General features: G+C 72.5%; 17 protein-coding genes. 7 read left to right on the top strand and 10 right to left on the bottom strand.

Annotation, left to right across the window (positions count from 1 at the left end; translation table 11 throughout):
- Positions 1 to 92: 92 nt before the first annotated feature.
- From ACRX5S_RS34450 to ACRX5S_RS34460, 3 genes are all read right to left on the bottom strand, one after another.
- Positions 93 to 1,040, bottom strand: coding sequence for an acyl-ACP desaturase (locus tag ACRX5S_RS34450; RefSeq protein ID WP_436777141.1), 948 nt, complete (start codon positions 1,038 to 1,040; stop codon positions 93 to 95).
- Between the two features lie 203 nt (positions 1,041 to 1,243).
- Positions 1,244 to 2,467: a sensor histidine kinase gene (locus ACRX5S_RS34455; protein WP_436777191.1), complete on the bottom strand. Its 1,224-nt coding sequence runs from the start codon at positions 2,465 to 2,467 to the stop codon at positions 1,244 to 1,246.
- 308 nt (positions 2,468 to 2,775) lie between these two features.
- On the bottom strand, positions 2,776 to 3,441 hold the full coding sequence (locus ACRX5S_RS34460; RefSeq protein WP_358354198.1) for a response regulator transcription factor: 666 nt from the start codon (positions 3,439 to 3,441) through the stop codon (positions 2,776 to 2,778).
- A gap of 348 nt (positions 3,442 to 3,789) precedes the next feature.
- Here ACRX5S_RS34460 and ACRX5S_RS34465 point away from each other — a divergent pair, with 348 nt between their 5' ends.
- Positions 3,790 to 3,966, top strand: coding sequence for a hypothetical protein (locus ACRX5S_RS34465; protein ID WP_436777195.1), 177 nt, complete (start codon positions 3,790 to 3,792; stop codon positions 3,964 to 3,966).
- Positions 3,967 to 4,130: 164 nt separating this feature from the next.
- Here ACRX5S_RS34465 and ACRX5S_RS34470 read toward each other — a convergent pair whose 3' ends face one another.
- Positions 4,131 to 4,931 (bottom strand): inositol monophosphatase family protein, encoded by an 801-nt coding sequence (locus ACRX5S_RS34470; protein WP_436777142.1) that lies wholly within the window; start codon positions 4,929 to 4,931, stop codon positions 4,131 to 4,133.
- Positions 4,932 to 4,983: 52 nt separating this feature from the next.
- Positions 4,984 to 6,108 (bottom strand): ferrochelatase, encoded by a 1,125-nt coding sequence (locus tag ACRX5S_RS34475; RefSeq protein WP_436777143.1) that lies wholly within the window; start codon positions 6,106 to 6,108, stop codon positions 4,984 to 4,986.
- Positions 6,109 to 6,354: 246 nt separating this feature from the next.
- Here ACRX5S_RS34475 and ACRX5S_RS34480 point away from each other — a divergent pair, with 246 nt between their 5' ends.
- Positions 6,355 to 7,647: a D-arabinono-1,4-lactone oxidase gene (locus ACRX5S_RS34480; RefSeq protein WP_436777192.1), complete on the top strand. Its 1,293-nt coding sequence runs from the start codon at positions 6,355 to 6,357 to the stop codon at positions 7,645 to 7,647.
- Between the two features lie 13 nt (positions 7,648 to 7,660).
- On the opposite strand, the gene ACRX5S_RS34485 is transcribed toward ACRX5S_RS34480, so the two are convergent.
- Positions 7,661 to 8,485, bottom strand: coding sequence for a hypothetical protein (locus tag ACRX5S_RS34485; RefSeq protein WP_436777144.1), 825 nt, complete (start codon positions 8,483 to 8,485; stop codon positions 7,661 to 7,663).
- 591 nt (positions 8,486 to 9,076) lie between these two features.
- Here ACRX5S_RS34485 and sepH point away from each other — a divergent pair.
- From sepH to ACRX5S_RS34500, 3 genes are all read left to right on the top strand, one after another.
- Positions 9,077 to 10,129 carry a septation protein SepH gene (sepH, locus tag ACRX5S_RS34490; protein WP_436777145.1) on the top strand — a complete coding sequence of 351 codons (1,053 nt, stop codon included), beginning with the start codon at positions 9,077 to 9,079 and terminating at the stop codon, positions 10,127 to 10,129.
- Between the two features lie 129 nt (positions 10,130 to 10,258).
- Positions 10,259 to 10,423 (top strand): hypothetical protein, encoded by a 165-nt coding sequence (locus ACRX5S_RS34495; RefSeq protein WP_436777146.1) that lies wholly within the window; start codon positions 10,259 to 10,261, stop codon positions 10,421 to 10,423.
- A complete protein-coding gene (locus ACRX5S_RS34500) occupies positions 10,420 to 10,707 on the top strand; it encodes a hypothetical protein (protein WP_436777147.1) in 288 nt (95 codons plus the stop codon). Before ACRX5S_RS34495 ends, ACRX5S_RS34500 begins: the two co-directional genes overlap by 4 nt.
- A gap of 170 nt (positions 10,708 to 10,877) precedes the next feature.
- Here ACRX5S_RS34500 and ACRX5S_RS34505 read toward each other — a convergent pair whose 3' ends face one another.
- Positions 10,878 to 11,726 carry a sulfurtransferase gene (locus ACRX5S_RS34505; protein ID WP_436777148.1) on the bottom strand — a complete coding sequence of 283 codons (849 nt, stop codon included), beginning with the start codon at positions 11,724 to 11,726 and terminating at the stop codon, positions 10,878 to 10,880.
- Positions 11,727 to 11,910: 184 nt separating this feature from the next.
- Here ACRX5S_RS34505 and ACRX5S_RS34510 point away from each other — a divergent pair, with 184 nt between their 5' ends.
- Positions 11,911 to 12,705: a VOC family protein gene (locus ACRX5S_RS34510; RefSeq protein ID WP_436777149.1), complete on the top strand. Its 795-nt coding sequence runs from the start codon at positions 11,911 to 11,913 to the stop codon at positions 12,703 to 12,705.
- Between the two features lie 45 nt (positions 12,706 to 12,750).
- Entirely contained in the window at positions 12,751 to 12,927 is a 177-nt protein-coding gene (locus ACRX5S_RS34515) for a hypothetical protein (RefSeq protein WP_436777150.1), read from the top strand.
- 174 nt (positions 12,928 to 13,101) lie between these two features.
- Here the strand turns inward: ACRX5S_RS34515 and ACRX5S_RS34520 are convergent, their stop codons facing one another.
- The 3 genes from ACRX5S_RS34520 to ACRX5S_RS34530 all read right to left on the bottom strand — a co-directional run bounded on the left by ACRX5S_RS34520 (position 13,102) and on the right by ACRX5S_RS34530 (position 18,377).
- Entirely contained in the window at positions 13,102 to 14,265 is a 1,164-nt protein-coding gene (locus tag ACRX5S_RS34520) for an alkaline phosphatase family protein (RefSeq protein ID WP_436777151.1), read from the bottom strand.
- Positions 14,262 to 14,849, bottom strand: a complete 588-nt coding sequence (locus ACRX5S_RS34525) for a DUF5998 family protein (RefSeq protein ID WP_358354178.1) — start codon at positions 14,847 to 14,849, stop codon at positions 14,262 to 14,264. The genes ACRX5S_RS34520 and ACRX5S_RS34525 overlap by 4 nt, the downstream gene beginning before the upstream one ends.
- Positions 14,850 to 15,707: 858 nt before the next feature.
- Positions 15,708 to 18,377: a bifunctional acetate--CoA ligase family protein/GNAT family N-acetyltransferase gene (locus tag ACRX5S_RS34530; RefSeq protein ID WP_436777193.1), complete on the bottom strand. Its 2,670-nt coding sequence runs from the start codon at positions 18,375 to 18,377 to the stop codon at positions 15,708 to 15,710.
- Between the last annotated feature and the right edge of the window lie 371 nt (positions 18,378 to 18,748).

The following is an 18,748-nucleotide window of genomic DNA, read 5'->3' on the forward strand; positions in this document are numbered from 1 at the left end:
CTCACACACACGTTCGCCAGACGCGCCGTTCATCGGGCACGCATACATCGGGCACGCGTACGTCAGGCACGCGTACGTCAGGCACGCGTACGTCAGGCCCGGGCCTCCTGCCGCGCGCGGCGTGCCGCCAGGCGCTCGTCGAACTGCGCCGCCTTCGTCTCCAGGATCGCCAGGAACGCGGCCAACTCCTCCCGCGCCTGCTCGCCCTCCGGGCCGAGGTCCGTGCGCTCCATGACCTTGAGGTTGCGCAGCACCGGCTGGAGCACGTCGTCGTGGTGGATGCGCAGGTTGTAGACGCCGCCGACGGCGATCTTGAGGGACGCGCGCTCGAAGCCGGAGATGCCGTGGCCGGGCATGCGGAAGTCGGTGACCATGTCGGTCACCGCGCGCATCGCGACGTCCGGGGCCAGCTCGAAGGCCGACTTCAGCAAGTTGCGGTAGAAGACCATGTGCAGGTTCTCGTCGGTCGCGATGCGGGCGAGAAGCTGCTCGGCGAGCGGATCGCCGCACTCCCGGCCCGAGTTGCGGTGCGAGACGCGCGTGGCCAGCTCCTGGAAGGTCACGTACGCGACGACGTGCAGCGGGTTGTCCATGTGGTCGCCCGCGTAGCCCGCCTCCATGTGCTCCATGCGGGAGCGTTCGAGGGCCACCGGGTCGACCGCGCGGGCGGCCATCAGGTAGTCGCGGATGGCGATGCCGTGGCGGCCCTCCTCGGCCGTCCAGCGGTGCACCCACGTACCCCACGCGCCGTCGCGGCCGAACATGTTGGCGATCTCGAAGTGGTAACTCGGCAGGTTGTCCTCGGTGAGCAGGTTGAGGGTCAGCGAGATGCGCCCCACCTCGGTCAGCCCGGACTCCTCGGGACGCCAGGCGTCGCCGCCGAGAACGCCGTCGAAGTCGCGGCCCTGCGACCACGGGACGTACTCGTGCGGGAACCACTCCTTGGCGATCGCCAGATGGCGGTCGATCTCGACGGCCACGACCTGTTCGAGTTCACGCAGCAGGTCGATTCCGGTCGGTGCGGGGGCGATCAGGGTCACGGCAACTCCAAAGCGTGGGTGCAGCGGGCATACGCAGCATGTGGACGCAGCGGCTTTCGACAACACGGGCACAGGGCTGCGTCGGCCGCCGTCGCTCCGGCGCACAACGCGTTCCTACGATGTCGTAACTTACGACACCGTAGGTTCTCCGGTGGCCTGCAAGCAACCGGCCTGCTCAGGTACGTCGTAGTACGTTGTTCGGGTCATACCGCCGGGCCGGGGAACCCGATGCGCACGATCAGCCCGCCCTCGACGCGCGGCTCGGCCTCGATCCAGCCGCCGTGCGCCCGGACGACCGAACGTACGATCGAAAGCCCCAGTCCGACACCTTTCTCGCTTTCCGTCCTGTCGCCGCGCATGCGCCGGAACGGCTCGAAAAGTGTTTCAAGGCTGTCAGGGGGAATGACCGGGCCGCTGTTGGCCACGGTCAGCAGGGCCGTCCCGTTGACGGACGACGTGGACATCTCCACCCACCCGTCCGGCTCGTTGTAGCGGACCGCGTTCTGCGCGAGGTTGAGGGCGACGCGCTCCAGCAGCACGAGGTTGCCGGACACCTGCGCGTCCTGGAAGTCGCCGCGCAGTTCGACGCCGCGCTCCGCGGCCTCCGGGCCCAGTTGTTCGAACGTGCGGCCCGCGACCTCGGCGAGGTCGACCGGCTTGCGGTCGGTGAGTTCGTTCTCGCTGCGGGCCAGCAGCAGCAGGCCCTCGATCAGGCGCTCGCTGCGCTCGTTGGTGGACAGCAACTTGTCGCCCAGGTCCCGCAGTTCCGGCGACATCGCCGGGTCGCCCAAGGCGACCTCCAGCAGCGTGCGATTGATCGCCAGCGGCGTGCGCAGCTCGTGCGAGGCGTTCGCCACGAACTTCCGCTGCGAGTCGAACGCCCGGTCGAGGCGTTCCAGCATCTCGTCGAACGTGTCGGCGAGTTCCTTGAGTTCGTCGTCCGGCCCGTCCATGTCGATGCGGCGGTGCAGGCCGGAGCCGCCGGTGCCGGCCACCGACCGCGCGGCGGCGGTGATGCGGCCCAGCGGACTCAGCACGCGGCCGGCCATCAAATAGCCGAATCCGAAGGCGATGACCGACAGCAGCACGAGCGCGAGCAGCGATTGCTGGAGCAGCGCGTGCAGCACCAGGTCACGCTGGTTGCCCTGGCGGTTCTCCAGCACCTGGTTGAAGTCGTGCGGCGAGATCTCGCGGCCGAGTTGGTCGTAGATCCGCACGTCCGTGGCGAACTCGATCTCCGGCGGCTTCTGGTCCGACAGACGGCGCCCGACGAGCAGGTACACGCTGCCCAGCAGGAGGACGCCCGCGATCAGGAACATGCCGCCGTACAGCGCGGTCAGGCGCATCCGGATGGACGGACGCAGCCAGTCGGGCGCATAGCTCAGCCGCGAGGAGTACCCGGTGGCCGGATCGGCGCCGAGGATCAGCCGCCGCGCGGACGGCGCCCGGCTGGGCTTGGGAGGCGTGCCGGGCGGCTCCTCCCCCGCGGACGCACGGCCTCCTGCGGGCGGGCCCGAGGGCTGCTCGGACGCCCCGAGCCGCTGCCCGGGGCCCTGCGGCTCCTGGGACGGGCGCTGCTGCTGCGCCCGGTGCGCCCCCTGCGGCGGCCGCGCCGGAGGACGCGGCGGGGACTGTCCCTGGGTCTGCACGTGCGGCGGGCGTACCGGACGCGGCGGGTGCCTCGGGCGCCGCGGCGCGCCCTCCGGATCCGGAGGACCCTGCGGCGGCTGCCCGGTCACGCCGGATCGCCGATGCGGTACCCGGCGCCGGGCACAGTCATGATCACGGGGGGCTCGCCGAGCTTGCGGCGCAGCGTCATGACGGTGACGCGGACGACGTTGGTGAACGGGTCGGTGTTCTCGTCCCAGGCCTTTTCGAGCATCTGCTCGGCGGACACGACGGAGCCGTCGGCACGCATCAGGACCTCAAGGACGGCGAACTCCTTCGGCGACAGGTGGATCGCGTTGCCGTCCCGCGTGACCTCGCGGCGGTTCGGGTCGAGGCGGATCCCCGCGCGCTCCAGCACCGGCGGCAGCGCGGTGACCGCACGCCGTCCCAACGCCCGCACCCGGGCCGTCAGTTCGCTGAACGCGAAGGGCTTGGGCAGATAGTCGTCGGCGCCCAGCTCCAGGCCCTCGACGCGGTCGCTGACGTCGCCGGACGCGGTGAGCATCAGGATGCGGGTGGGCAGCCCGGTGTCGATCACCGCCCGGCACACGTCGTCGCCGTGCACCAGCGGGAGGTCGCGGTCCAGCACGACCACGTCGTAATCGTTGACCGCGACACGCTCAAGCGCAGCCTCGCCGTCGTACACGACGTCGACGGCCATCGCCTCTCGGCGCAGGCCCGTCGCCACCGCGTCGGCCAGCAACTGCTCGTCCTCGACGACGAGAACCCGCACCCTGGATGTCCTTCCGACTCACATCTGCTGCTCGGTCGCGCGCACCGGCATACGCCGACACGCTCCGCCGAGAGATTTTGGACCGTCGGCCGCCGTCCGCGGCTTGACTGTGCGCCCGGCCTCGAGGGACGGCGCCGACGGTGACTCCATCTTGCCCCGGGCCTCGGTAAAGCGTCGGTAAGGGCACGGGCCGCCCTGATTGTTCCCTCCCGGGTGAAGCGCCCGCTTCACCCGGCCTGGCAATGCGACGAGGGTCACACTGCCACCTGGCATCTCGGTTTTCGACGCGCAAAACCAGGGGTAGGACAACCGAAACCGGCGACCATTCGAGTCTCTTGGGGCCCCCAAATGATGGACGAGTTCACTGCCGACGTCCTTCGTCGGATACGCGAGACAGAGCAGGCCCTGAAGCTGGCCTCCGACTCGGGCGACGACTTCCTGGTCGAAGTTCAGCAGGAAGAGTTGCAGGATCTGGTACGGATGGCCTCGGACCACGGCGTGCAGGTGTTGCCCGAGTCGGCCTGAAGGACCCGCCGAGGTCCGCCCGACCCACCGACGAACCAGCGAAGGAACCAACGGGGTGACCACTCCCCCGGCCGGACGCGAATCGCGCGTCGGCCGGGGGTTGTTGTTCTTCCGGGAAGGCCGGTCCGCGCCTGGCCGGTCCGCGCCTGTCGAACGGCCGCGCGTCAGGCCCCGAGGCCGTCCAGCGCCTCGACGAGCTCCTCGTACAAGGCGGGCGGCGCGGTGACCGCGAGGTTGGAACCGTCGGCCTCGTGCCGCAGCAGGCCCACAAGCGCGCCGGCCTCCGCGGCGATCAGCGCGCCCGCCGCGACGTCCCACGGGTTCAGGCCGCGCTCGTAGTACGCGTCCACGCGGCCGCACGCCACCGCGCACAGGTCGATCGCCGCCGAACCGTACCTGCGGATGTCGCGCACGCGCGGCAGCAGCGCGTTGAGGACGCCCGCCTGCCGGGTGCGGCGCTCGACCGTGTAGCCGAACCCGGTCGCGACCAGCGCGCGGGACAGCGGGACCGCTTCGTTCGCGCGGATCGCGGTGCCGTCGCGGAACGCCCCCGCGCCGCGCACCGCGTGGAAGGTCTCCCGCTGCGTCGGCACCTCGACGACGCCGACGACCGCGCCGTCCGCGTCCTCCGCGGCGATCGACACGCACCACGCCGGGAGTCCGTACAGGTAGTTGACGGTGCCGTCGATCGGGTCGATGACCCACCGGATGCCACTCTCGCCGCGCGCGCCGCCGCCCTCCTCACCGAGGAAGCCGTCGTGCGGGCGCCGGGCGCGCAGGTACTCGACGATCAGTTTCTCGGCGGCCGTGTCCATCTCGGTCACGACGTCGGTCGGGCTGCTCTTCGTCGCCGCCACGCCGAGGTCGGCGGGCCGGTCGGCGAGCAGCATCCCGCCCGCGAGCCGTGCCGCGCCGAGGGCCAGTTCCAGCAGGTCGGCGGTGTCGCCGTGGATTGCGGTGGTCACCCGGCCATCCTGGCAGCCGCCCGTACGGCACGCTCGGGCGCGTCACCCGAGCTCAGGGCCGGACGCCGTGCAGCGCCGCACCGCGCAGGCCCTGGCCCCGGCCGCGCGGGTCGGGGCAGCATCCGAGCGGGCACACGTCGTGGGCCGGGCCCATCGTGCCCAGGGCGGCGCGCTCGGGATCCTCCCCGCGCAGTACCGCGGCCCGTTCGAGCACGAGGCCGCGTACCGCCGCGGCGAACCTCGGGTCGCTGCCGGTCGTCGCGGCCCGCACGACGTGCATGCCGAGGCGCTCGGCGGTCGCGGCCGCCTCCACGTCGAGGTCGTAGACGACCTCCATGTGGTCGGACACGAAGCCGATCGGCACCAGCACTGCGGCGCGGACCCCGTCGGCGTACAGGCGTTCGAGGTGGTCGTTGACGTCCGGCTCCAGCCAGGGCACCTGCGGCGGCCCGCTGCGGCTCTGGAAGACCAGGTCCCAGGGCACGTGCGGGAACTTGAGCGCCTTCTTCACCCCGGCGGCCACCACGCGGGCCGTCTCCTGGTGCTGCCGCACATAGGCGTTGCCGCCGGGGCCCGAGGTCTCGGCGGTCGCGGTCGGGATCGAATGGGTGGTCATCACCAGGCGCGCGCCCGGGCGCAGGGACTCCGGCAGTTCGGCGCGCGCGGCCACCACGTGGTCCACCAGGGGCTCGACGAAGCCGGGATGGTTGAAGTAGTGCCGCAGTTTGTCGAGACGCGGTGCCGCGTCGCCGACCTCGGCCTGGGCGGCCAACAGGTTCTCGTGATACTGCCCGCACCCGGAGTAGGAGGCGTACGCGCTGGTCACCAGCACCGCCGCATGCCGCACGCCGTCGTCGGCCATCTGCCGCAGGGTGTCCGTCAGATAGGGACGCCAATTGCGGTTGCCCCAATAGACCGGCAGCGCGGGCCCGCGGGCCGCGAACTCCTTCTCGATCGCCGCGATCAGCTCGCGGTTCTGCGCGTTGATCGGGCTCACTCCGCCGAAGCGTGCATAGTGCGCGCCGGCCTCGGCCAGGCGTTCGGGCGGCACGCCGCGTCCGCGCGTGACGTTCTCCAGGAACGGGATGACCTCGTCGGGGCCCTCGGGGCCGCCGAACGACAGGATGAGCAGGGCGTCGAAGGGTCCGGCGTCGTTGCCGGGCGCGGCGTCGTGCATGTGCCGATCCTGCCACTCGGGGCAGAACATCGCGGTGCGGTCGCCGCGAAGCGTGTGACGCGCGTCCCGCTGCACCCGGACCGGCGGCCCGCGGGCCGTCCGCCGGGGGTCCGCGGGTCTTCCCGGCGCCGGTGACCGGCGGGTAATGTCCGGACATCCCACGCAGGAGGCCGCGCGCAGGACGCCCGTCGGGGCCGGCGGCCCGCCTCCGCACCTTTGGAGGAACCGTTGACCAGCTTGACCCCGATGCCATGGAAGAACTGGGCCGGGAACCAGACCGCCCAGCCCAGGCGCGTGGCCACGCCGCGGTCCCCGGAGGAGGTGTCCTCGCTGGTCCGTCGGGCGGGGTCGGACGGCCTGCGGGTCAAGGCGGTCGGGGCAGGGCATTCCTTCACCTCCGTCGCGGTCACGGACGGCGTGCTGGTGCGCCCCGACGGGCTCACCGAGGTCCGCGAGGTCGACGCCGCGGGCGGCACCGTGACGGTGGGCTCGGGGCTGCGGCTCGAACGCCTCAACGACCTCCTCGCGCAGCACGGCCTCGCGCTGACCAACATGGGCGACATCGCGGTGCAGAGCCTCGCGGGCGCGACCGCCACGGGCACGCACGGCACGGGACGCGCGTCGGGCGCGCTCGCGGGGCAGATCCAGGGCCTGGAGATGGTGCTCGCCGACGGCGAGATCGTGAACTGCTCGCCGGACGAAAACGCCGAGTTGTTCGCGGGCGCCCGCGTCGGCCTCGGCGCGCTCGGCATCGTCACGGCGATCACCTTCGCCGTCGAGCCGGCGTTCCTCCTGGAGGCGCGCGAGGAGCCGATGCCGTTCGACGAGGTGCTCGGACGGTTCGACGAACTGTGCGACGACAACGACCACTTCGAGTTCTACTGGTTCCCGCACACCGACAGTTGCAACGTCAAGCGCAACAACCGGAGCGCGGGCCCCGCCAAACCGCTCTCGCGCGCCAAGTTCCTGCTCGACGACGAGATCCTCTCCAACGGCGTCTTCGGCCTCGCATGCCGCCTCGGGAAGGCGGCCCCCAAGACGATCCCCTCGATCGCGAAAGTGTCCAGCAAGGCCCTCTCGGCGCGCACCTACACCGACGCGTCCTACAAGGTCTTCACCAGCCCGCGGCGCGTGCGCTTCGTGGAGATGGAGTACGCGCTGCCCCGCGAGGCACTGACCGCGGCACTCCGCGAAGTGCACGAGCTGGTCAACAAGGGCGACGAGTACGTGTCCTTCCCGGTCGAGGTGCGCATCGCGCCGAGCGACGACATGTGGCTGTCCACCGCGCACGGCCGCGACACCGCCTATATCGCGGTGCACATGTTCCGGGGCACTCCGCACGAGCGCTACTTCTCGGCGGTGGAGAAGATCATGACGGCCCATCAGGGGCGCCCCCACTGGGGCAAGCTGCACACACGCGACGCGGCGTACTTCGCGGACGCGTACCCGCGTTTCAAGGACTTCGCCGCCCTGCGCGACCGGGTCGACCCCGACCGGCGCTTCGGCAACGACTACCTGCGGCGCGTGCTCGGCGAGTAGCCGCGCGGGTCGGCTATTGCGCGGCCCCTGCGTCGGAGCCGGTCGCCTCGTCCTGCCGGTCCGCGCCCGTCTGCGCACCGCCCGCGGACGGGCTCGCCGCGCCGCCGGACGGGGGTGCGACCGTCGGCGGCGTCCCGGACGAGGGACCGCCGGTCGGCTCGGGCGAGCCCGTGGACGGCTTGGGGCTGCCCATCGGGTCGGGGCCTTCGGTCGGACCGCCGGACGGAGTGCTCTGCGACGCACCGGGCGTCGGCGACTGCGGCGCGCCCGACGGGGTGTCCCCGGTGTCGTCCCGCGACGTGCCCTTGTCGGTGTCGGGGGTGCGCCCCAGCTCCTTGTTGTCCGGGTGCTCCGGCGTGGACTTGTGGCCACCGCCGCCCGTGACGTCTCCGATGGTCGAACTGCCGCCGCCGTTGCCGAACAGGCTCGCGAACGAGCGGCCCATGCCGAGTTCGACCACGGTGATGGACGCCATGGCGATGGCGAAGACCGCGACAGCCGCGACGCCCGAGCGCACCAACCAGATTCGGGCCCGCGACTGTTCGCGGGCGACATCGGGTTCACTCGTCCGGGTGGCGGCCGGTGCGCCGGGAAGGGGCGTGGGGCCCATGGACGTGCGTACGTCGCGCAGTTGCTCGCCCGTACGGCGGAACACGTGGACGTACACCGCGCTGCCCACGGTCGCGACCACGCTCGCGATCGCCGCGCCGATCACCGTCCCCGCTGCCCCGAGCTCGGAGAGCAGGAACGCGGACGAGACCGCGGCAAGGGCGCTCGCCACCACCTGGGCCACGCTGAGTTCGATCCGACGGCGTTCATTGTCGGGCCTTTCCTGCATCACGTTCCTTGCACACGGTCGGTCGGAGCCGCTACCGGACCACGCGGTTCCGGTGCGGAGCGGGCGGACTGACGGGTCGTCAGATCGGACGGATAAGGATGAGAGGTGATCAGTAGTAACGAGAGGGACGTCAGCGGACCAGTACGGACACTTCCTCCCTCTCGGACCCCCGGGAGCCCCAAGGCCGTTCCGCCCTCCGGGATCTTGTGAGGAACCTCACCGAAGACGGCCGAAATTTTTCGCCCGGATGTGGACGCGTCGTTACGGCGCGGTGCGGCCCGGCCTCGCCCCCGAATGGAGTACTGTTCACGCCAGGTTCCGGAACGACCTGCGTGGAGGGGGGAAGCGACCGATCGCACCGTGATCCGCAGTGTGGTCCGTAATGTGATCCGCACTGCGTGGTCGGCAATGTGATCGGAGACCCGCAAATCAGGCATCGCCCTGGCTGATTTCTCCGGAATCTCCACTTAAGGAGCCACCACGACATACCGGTGTGACGGGTACGAAAATCCGACACGCCAGGACAAAACGGTCAGGTTGTGGCACGCCGCCACTGGGCAAGTCACACTCGTAACGGGAGCAACGACGCAGGTGACGTCGGCAGGCACCACCCGGGAGGTCCCCATGCCCGAACTGCGTGTCGTGGCCGTCAGCAACGACGGCACACGGCTGGTGCTGAAGGCTGCCGACGGTACCGAGTTCAGCCTTGCCATCGACGAGCGGCTGCGCGCCGCCGTCCGCGGCGACCGCGCACGCCTCGGCCAGATCGAGATCGAGGTCGAGAGCCAACTCCGCCCCCGCGACATCCAGGCGCGCATAAGGGCGGGCGCGACGGCCGAAGAGGTCGCGCAGCTCGCCGGGATCCCCGTCGACCGCGTGCGCAGGTTCGAGGGCCCGGTCCTCGCCGAGCGCGCGTTCATGGCCGAGCGCGCCCGCAAGACCCCGATCCGCCGCCAGGGCGAGACCGCCGGACCGCTGCTCGGCGAGATCGTCACCGAGCGCCTGCACCTGCGCGGCGCCGAGTCCGAGTCCATCCAGTGGGACTCGTGGCGGCGCGACGACGGAAGCTGGGAGATCCTCCTCCTCTACCGCGCCGACGGCGAGATGCACTCCGCGAGTTGGAGCTTCGACCCGCCCCGACGCCTCGTCACCACGAACGACGACGAGGCGCGTTCGCTCGTCGGCGAGCAGACCGCGGGCGCCGAGGCGCCGTTCCCGTTCCGCCCGCGCCTGGCCTCGCTGCCGCGCAACACCGACGACGACGCGATCACCAGCCTGCTCGACGCGGTCCCCGGTCTCGGCCGCGAGTCCTCCGCCCCGCAGCGCGAGGCCGTACGCGAGCCGATGCGCATCGACGTGCCGGCGATCGGCGCCGAGCGCACCCGCCCGGTCCCCGCACCCGTGCCGGACGAGGAGGAGCCCGAGGCCCCCGCGGCCGCGGCTGCCGGGGGCGCCGCCGCGCCGTCGGCCGGTTCGGCGTACGAGAACGTCCTCGTGCCGCGCGTCGTCGGCCCGCACCGCGACCGGCTCATCGGCGCGACCGACCGCCAGGCCGAGGCCGACGGGGTCCGCCCCGGCCGCCGGGCGACCGTGCCGAGCTGGGACGAGATCGTTTTCGGCAGCCGCCGCAAGAAGCGCGACTGACCCCACGCGACCGGGGCCCGACCGGCGGACTTCGCTGATCACTTCCTCATTTGTGCTTCAGAGCCCTAGTGTGTCGGCAAGGATGCTCAGTGTTGCTCCGCAGTACCTGTCTACGGGGGGCGGTGGGAAATGAGCGTTGGCACGTCGGAACGGGTCACGCATCAGGACGAGCGGGCACTGCTCGCCGAGGTCCGCCTGCTGTTCGGCGCCGTCGACCCCTGGCTCGCCGAATTCCTGCGCACCACGACCACGCGCCCGCTCAAGGCCACGCCGCCGCACCGCCGTTCGCCGTGACCCGCTGGGCGGTCGGCGAGGCGCCCCACGTCCTGACCTTCGACGCACCGACGCTGAGCGTGGTGGTTCAGGTGTACCCGCTCGGCCCGCGGCGCCGCATCCTCGGCCAGCTCACCGTGCCGCGCCGGGTCTGCCTGGAGGTCCGGCACTCGGAGGGGGTCCGCACCGTGCTGACCGACGGCCTCGGCCGCTTCACGATGGACGATCTGCCCTCCGGCCTGATCGGCTTCGTCGCCTACACGGCGTCCGGACGGCGCGACGCGACCCACTGGACCGCGATCTGACCGAACCTGCCGTCTGAGCTCGGCGATCCGACGGACTGCGATCCGCAGGGACCGCGATCCGACCGGACGTCGATCCGAGATCCTCGATCCGAGGTCCTCGGTGGGGTCCTCAGATCTGACGACCGCGGCGCCGCGCCGGACACCGCTCGGGCCGACACGGCGCCCGTGCCTCAGCCCGCCGGGTCCACCGCGACCGGGCGGCGCGGGTCCGCGATCCAGCCGCTCCACGACGGGGCGTACAGCGCCGCGGTGACGCCGGAGCGCTCCAGCACCATGACCGCGTGCGCGGCGGTGACGCCCGAGCCGCAGTACGCCCCGACGCGGGCACCGGGGACGACGCCGAGCGCCGCGTACCGCTCGCGCAGCACATCGGCGCCGAGGAGCAGCCCGCCCGGGCCCGCCACGGACGTCTCCGGCACGTTGACCGCGCCCGGGATGTGTCCGGCCACCGGGTCGACCGGCTCGGTGTCGCCGCGGAACCGCTCCGCGGCGCGTACGTCGATCAGGACGCCGTCGCGCGCGAGTTGCGCGGCCTCGTCGGCGTCCAGCACCGGCATGCCGCCCGGCACCGGGGTGAAGTCCCCCGCGCCCGGCTCGGGGTCGGTCGCGTCGACCGGCAGGCCCGCCGCGACCCAGGCGCCGTAGCCGCCGTCCAGCACGCGCACCCGCGCGTGGCCGAAGTAGCGCAGCAGCCACCACGCGCGTGACGCGGCGATGCCGTCGGCGGCGTCGTACGCCACGACGTCGCGGTCCGCCGAGACCCCGGCCCGGCGCATCGCCGCCGCGAAGTCCTCCGGGTCCGGCAGCGGATGGCGTCCGCGCTCGTCGCCGCCCGGCTTCGCGGACAGCTCGGCGTCCATGTCCGCGAAGTGCGCGCCCGGCAGGTGCCCCGCGCGGTACGCGGGCAGACCGTGCGGGCCGCCGAGCCGGTAGCGGACGTCGAGCAGGACCGGCGGCTCGGCGGAGCGCAGCGCCGCGGCGAGTTCTGAGGTGTCGATGACTGGGTTCACGCACCGCATCCTGCCGTGCCGGAGGGCCCGGCGTGCGCGTCCCGGCGCTGTGTCGGCGTTCACCCTGGCGCTTCGGGTGTTCCCCGCGACACCTCCCCCGCTCCGTGCCAGCATCGAACCGATAGCTCGCTATTTCTCCGGACTTTCCGATATCCCCGCATATGAACCGAGCGGCTTTGCCGTGGAGGCAGTGATGACCGAAGTGACGAGCCCCTACAAGCAGGGCGTCCCGTGTTGGGCCGACATGGGCTCGCCGGACCTCCGGGCATCGCTGGACTTCTACGGCGCGGTGCTGGGCTGGGAGGGCGAGATCGGCCCCGAGGAACTGGGCTTCTACACAAACTGCACGGTCCGCGGCAAACGCGTCGCCGGCATGATGGCGCTGCCCGATCCCGCGATGCCGGTCGCCTGGACGACCTACCTCGCGGTCGCCGACGCGCACGCGGCCGTCCTGGCGATGAAGGCCGCCGGGGCGACCGAGGTCTTCCCGGTGACCGACGTCCTCGACCTAGGACGCATGGCGCTGCTGGAGGACCCGACCGGCGCCGTCGTCGGCCTGTGGCAGGCGGGCACCCACGTCGGCGCCCAACTCGTGAACGAGCCGGGCGGCATCGTGTGGAACGAGTTGATGACGCGCGACAGCAAGGCCGCACGGCAGTTCTACGCGACGGCGTTCGGCTACGACTACGAGGACATGAGCGCGGACGGCTTCGACTACCACGCGTTCCTCGTGGACGGACGGCCCGCCGGCGGCGTCATGGGCATGGACGAGAACTGGCCGGACGAAGTGCACGCGCACTGGGCCGTGACCTTCTGCGTCGAGGACGCCGACGACGCGGTGGCCAAGGTGCGCCGGGCGGGCGGCACTGTGCTGAGCGAGCCGCAGGACTCGCCGTACGGTCGCCACGCCACCTGCGGCGACCCGCACGGCGCGACGTTCTCCGTGATCGCCTCGACCGAGGACATGGACGAGGCACAGGCACCGTGACGAACCGCATCGCATAGAGTCGGAACCGTCGGGCCCGCCCGGGAGTTGATCCCGCGTCACCGGAAACGCGCGGGGTCGGCCGCGGGCACACACTGCCATCGGCCCGGCACCGACGATTCGAGGGGGTTCACCACCATGGGCAAGCTCTTCAAGATAGTCCTGCCGATCGCCGTCATCGCGGGCCTGGCCTCGGTCCTGCTGAAGAAGCGCAAGCAGGCCTGAAGCAGGCAGCCGCACAACGCGGGGCGCCCTCCCGGAGATCCGGAAGGGCGCCCTTTCGTATGCGGGCCTCGAACCAGGGTCCGCGGCCGGGACGACCACAAGTCGGCCGTGCGACAACAGGGGCACTGCCGGATCCAGCCCGGAGGGCCGACCCCGAGCGCGCAACGGGGCGCGTCAGGCGTGCACTTCGAGCAGCGGCACCAGTTGCTCGACCGGGGTCATGGACCCGTGCAGGCCGACCATGCGCGACTCGTTGGGCTCGCGGCGGGTGGCGATGATCGCGACGTCCGCCCACGGCGCCGCGACGACGTCGCCGATGCGGTGGTAGACGCGGTCCTCCACCTCGCCGAACCAGCCCGCATCGACGGCCTGGTCGCGGGAGAGCACCCAGCAACTGTCGGCCAGCACGTCCTGCCAGATCGCGAGGACGTCGGATGCCGCGCCCGGGACCGCGTACACATGCCTGGCCCGGGCCTCGCCGCCGAGCAGCGCGACTCCGGCCGACAGCTCGGGGTCGGTGTCGACGTCGATCCGGTCGGCCGTCGGCACGTCGATCATGCCGTGGTCCGCGGTGACGTAGAGCGAGGTGCCCGGCGGGAGTTGTTCGGCCAGCGCGCGGACCAGGCCGTCGACGCGGGCCAGTTCGATCCGCCACGCGTCGGAGTCGACGCCGTTGACGTGCCCGGCCTTGTCGAGGTCGCTGACGTACGTGTAGACCAGCACCGGCCCGGGCCGGGACAACTGCTCCACCACGCCGTGCACGCGCGGGAGCCCGCCCTCCAGGCCGACGAACGTGCCGCCCTGCAACGCCACCTGGGTCAGCGGGGTGCGCTCGAACAGCGGGTCGGAGACCTGGGCGACGGTGATGCCCGCCGCGGCGGCGCGCTCCATCAGCGGGGGGTGCGGCTGCCATTCGCGCGGAGGCACGTAGGGATCCCAGCGCAGTTGGTTCATCAGCCGCGCGTCGCCGGGGATCGCGACGGTGTAGCCCAGCAGGCCGTGCGCGCCGGGCGGCAGACCCGTACCGAAGGACGCGAGGCTCGTCGCCGTCGTCGCCGGGAAGCCCGCGGTCAGCGGCTCACCGCGCCCGCCCCACGCGCCGGGGACCAGCGAGGTGAGGAAGGGCGCCCAGTCCGGATGCGCTTTGAGCAGCTCCCAGCCGAGGCCGTCGACGAGGAACACGACGGCGCGCTCGCTCTCCCGAAGGCCCAGCACGTTGCGCTCGCCGGGCATCCCGAGGGCGGCCGCGACAGATGGGAGCAGGTCGGAGAGCGCCCCGGCGCCGTAGCGCGGGACGGGGACTGGCGGCGGTTCCGGAGCCCAGGCTGCGGCGCTCACCGGCCGGAGCCGGCGATGGCCTCGGACAGTCTGCGTGCGAACGCGAGCGTGTGCTCGACCGCGTCCGGCCCGTCGGCCGCCTCACTGACGCGCAGCGACAGGTCGTCGGCGGTCATCGCACCGGTGTAGCCGTGGTCGACGTCGCAGTTCGGGTCCGCGCAGCCGGCCGGCTCCAGGTCGATGCGGCCGACCGCGCCCCAGCCGATGGTCAGCACGACCTCGCGCGGGGGTGCGCCCGGGACGTACTCGGCGGGGTTCCCGACGACACGGCTGACCACCACCGATTCGATGCGGTCGATGCGCACCGTCTCGGTGGACGTCGTCGCGTACGGCGTCGGGGACGTGTCGTCGGGGGCGTGCTCGTCGGTGTGGCTGACCAGGAAGCGGCCGGGCGTGAGGACGAGGACGGTCACGTGCCGCCGGACCTCGTTGGAGTCGAACGTGGTCTCCTGGTGCACCAGGAACGCGTCGACCTGCTCGGTCCCGATCGTGGACTCGACCGCGTCGGCGACGAGGCTCGGGTAGTAGCCGCTGCGCTCGATGGCCGTACGCAGGCCCTGGGTCGAGGTGGTGGTCTTCGCCATGCCCCCATCCTGGCACCTCCGAGCGCCCCCGCGCGCCATCCTGACGGTCGACGCGTACTCCGGGCCCGCTCCGGTCGGCTCCGCGCGGCCTTCACACGACGCCGCACCGGGCTCCCGGCGACATAGGCCCGACCGCTCGCGGCAGCAGACCGTGCTCCTCCTATGACTCTTTGTCGATGTCACGATAGTCCCCGTACGGGTGACGGTGAGGCACACGCCCGGGGGACGCCAGGCTTCGCGCAACCGCGCGCCCCACGCGCGCCCTCCCCTGGCCCGGCACGACCCGGTTGACTGGGCGATGTGCAGGACGGACGGGGCGACAGGGACGCACCGTTCACGGTGGCCCCCGCCCGTCCGGCACAGCGTCCGCGCTCCCGCGCCGGGAGTTCGGGCGGCACCGCACCCGCACCGGTGGGATCGGGGAAACCCGGTGGGGGCGCGGTCGGTCCGGACGGGCCGTCGGCATGATGCGCCGCCACGTGGAGGGCGTGCGCGGAGGGGCATGGCGACGGGCTTGACCGGAGGCCGCGGCGGCGGCGCGGGTGCCACGGCTCGGGGTGGCATCGGCGCCGCGGCGGCCGGGCCGGCGGCGGTATGGCCTGGAGACGGGCACGTACCGCCGCGGCTCGCGTGTGCGACCCCTCGGCCCGGCTCTACCTCAGCCCGGTTCTACGTTGGCCCCAGTCCTACGTCGGCCCGGGTCCACTTCAGCCCGGGTCTACTTCGACCCGGTTCTACTTCGACCCGGGTCTACTTCGGACCGGTTCAACGTCGACCCGGTTCCACTTCACCCCGGGTCTACGTCGGCCGGCTCTGCTTCGGCTCGGCTCGGTTTCGGCTCGCGCGGCTTCCGCTCGGTCAGCGCGGAGTGCGCATCGAGCGCGGTCCGAGGTCCGTGCGCAGCGGCGGCCGCGACAGGCGGATTCGCGCGTCCAGCACCGTCAGCCCCTCCCCCGTAACCACCACGGGGTCGAGGACGACCGAGGTGACCTGCGGCAGGTCCTCGGCCAGTTGCGAGAGCCGGAGCAGCAGTTCCTCGAGCGCCGCGACGTCGACGGGCGGCGCGCCGCGATAGCCGAACAGCACCGGCGCGGCCCGGATGTCGCGGACCAGGTCGGCGACATCCTGGTCGGTCGCGGGCACCACGCGGTGGGCCACGTCGCCGAGCAACTCCGAGGCGGGGCCCGCGAGCCCGAAGCGCAGGAGCGCGCCGAAGGACTCGTCGTACGTGAGCCCGACCGTCGTCGCGACGCCGCGCGGCGCCATGCGCTGGACCACCAAGCGGGCCTGGTCGGGCCCGCCGAGCCGCGTGGACATGCGGCGGAACGCGCGGCGCAGGCCCACCTCGGTGCCGAGGTCCAGGCGTACCCCGTCGAGGTCTACGCGGTGCCGCAGATGCTCGGCGATGGTCTTGAGGACGACCGGATAGCCCATCTGCTCGGCGGCGGCGACCGTCGCGTCCTCACTGTCGACGCGGACCGCGGGGCTCGGGTGGATGCCGTAGCAGCCGAGCAGTTCGGCCGCCTCCGCGGGCGAGAGGCCGGCCGCGTCGGCGGCGCCGAGGCGGGCCCGGACCAGTCCGCGTGCGGTGTCCACGTCGACGTCCTCGAACTCCGCGACCTCGCCCACCGGGCGGCGGCGCCAGGCGGCGTAGCGGACGACCTCGGCGAGGGCGCGCACGGCGTTCTCGGGTGCGGGGTACGACGGGACCGAGCCCTGCGCGGGCACCCCGTCGGGGTCGAGCCGCCGCAACTGGTCGGGCAGCCCCTCGTGCGCGAGGTACGTCGCCACCAACGGCTTGCCCGCGGCCACCGCCCGCGCGGCCATCTCCGCGATGACGGACGCGACTTCCTGGCCGGACGTGGTCAGCGGCGGAATGAAGACCACGACCACCGCGTCCGAGTCGGGTGAGGCCAGCACGTCGCCGAGGGCCTTGCGGAAGTCCTCGGCGGTCGCCGACGTGGTCAGGTCGACCGGGCGCAGAGGGTCGAGCCCGGCGCTCGTACAGGCGTCCTGGGTCAGCAGGCCGAGCGAGTCGGAGTTGCCGACGATGGCGACGCGGTCGCCCGCGGGCAACGGCTGGTAGGCGAGGAGTTGCGCGACGTCGAACATCTCCGCGACCGTGGGCACCCGGATCACGCCCGCCTGCCGGAAGAGCGAGTCGACGGCCTGGTCGGGCAGGCTGAGCGCGCGCGTCGCGTGCCCCAGCGGGACTCCTTCGGCGTGCCGGAGGCTCTTGACCACGACGACCGGCTTGCGGCGCGCGACGCGGCGGGCCAGGCGCGTGAACTTGCGCGGGTTGCCGAGTGATTCGAGGTGCAGCAGGACGACGTCGGTGGCCGGGTCGTCCTCCCAGTACTGGAGCAGGTCGTTGCCGGAGACGTCGGCGCGGTTGCCTGCGGAGACGAACGTCGACAGGCCGATGCCGCGGTTGACGGTCGACTCCAGGATCGCGATGCCGAGCGCGCCGGACTGCGCGAACATGCCCACCCGGCCGCGGCGCGGCATGCGCGGCGACAGGCTGGCGTTGACGCTCACCTCGGGGTCGGTGTTGAGGATGCCGAGGCAGTTCGGGCCGATGACGCGCATGCCGTGGCTGCGGGCGGTGCGCACCAGGCGCCGCTGCCGCTCGCGGCCCTCGGCGCCGGTCTCGGCGAAGCCGGAGGACACGACGACGAGGCCGCGCACGCCGTGCTGCCCGCAGTCCTGTACAACCTGCTGCACGGCGCGCGCGGGGACGGCCACGATGGCGAGGTCCACCTCGCCGGGGATGTCGACGACGGTCCGGTAGACGGGGAAGTCCTCGATCGGGTCGCCGGCGGCCGGGTTCACGGCGTACACCGGCCCGGCGAAGCCGCTCGCGGCCAGGTTGCGCAGCAGGGTGTTGCCGACCGTGCCCTCGTGCCGCCCCGCGCCGACGACGGCGACCGAGCGCGGGTTGAGCAGGCGGGCGGTGGACCGGGCCTCGGCGCGGTGCTCGCGGGCCAGCATGACGGCGGTGGAGGTGTCGGTCGGCGCCAGGTCCAGCGTGAGGCGTACGACCCCGTCCTCGAACGCGGACTGCTGCGTGTACCCGGCCTCCGTGAAGACCTTCATCATGCGGCGGTTGGACGGCAGCACGTCGGCCACGAACCGGCGGATGCCGCGCTCGCGCGCGACGGCCGCGATGTGCTCCAGGAGGACGGAGGCGACGCCGCGCCCCTGCTGGTCGTCCTGCACGAGAAAGGCGACCTCGGCGGTCGAGGAGCGGCCGTGCGGGCCGGTGCGGACCGCTCGGCCGTCGGGTCCGATCCGGTCGTACCGGACGATCGCCACCAGCGCGTCGCCGACGAACAGGCCGAGCCCGACGCGGTCGACCCAGTCGTGCGTGGTGAAGTGCCGCACATCACGGGCGGAGAGGCGCGGGTACGGCGTGAAGAACCGCAGGTACTTCGACTCGTCGGAGACACGGGCGTAGAACTCGACGAGGCGGTCGGCGTCGTGCGGCCCGACCGGCCGCAGATGCGCGGTCGCGCCGTCGCGCAGCACGACGTCGGCCTCCCAGTGCTGCGGGAACGCGGGCGCGTCGCCGGACGTCGGGGCGGGCGTCGTGCCCTGCGCCGATGTGGGCGCCGTGCCGGGTGTCGGAGCGGGTGCCGGCTCCGGAGTCGGCTCGGGAGTCGGCGCTGCGGATGACCCGGCTGGTGGCCCGGCGGGTGGCGGGGGCGGCTGTGTGGGGTCCACGCTGCCGACACTAAGCCACCGGACGCGTGGCCAGCGAGGCGCGGCACCGCGACGCGGCACAGATTTGCGCGCTCCTGTCGCGGCCGGTCGGGAGCCGGGCCCGTGACCGGTGTCACCGCACGCGACCGGCCCGCCACACCAAGGAATCTGATAGACCATCAGGCGTATCCCGATCA

This window comes from Yinghuangia sp. YIM S09857, assembly GCF_051388915.1.
Taxonomy (GTDB): Bacteria; Actinomycetota; Actinomycetes; order Streptomycetales; family Streptomycetaceae; genus Yinghuangia.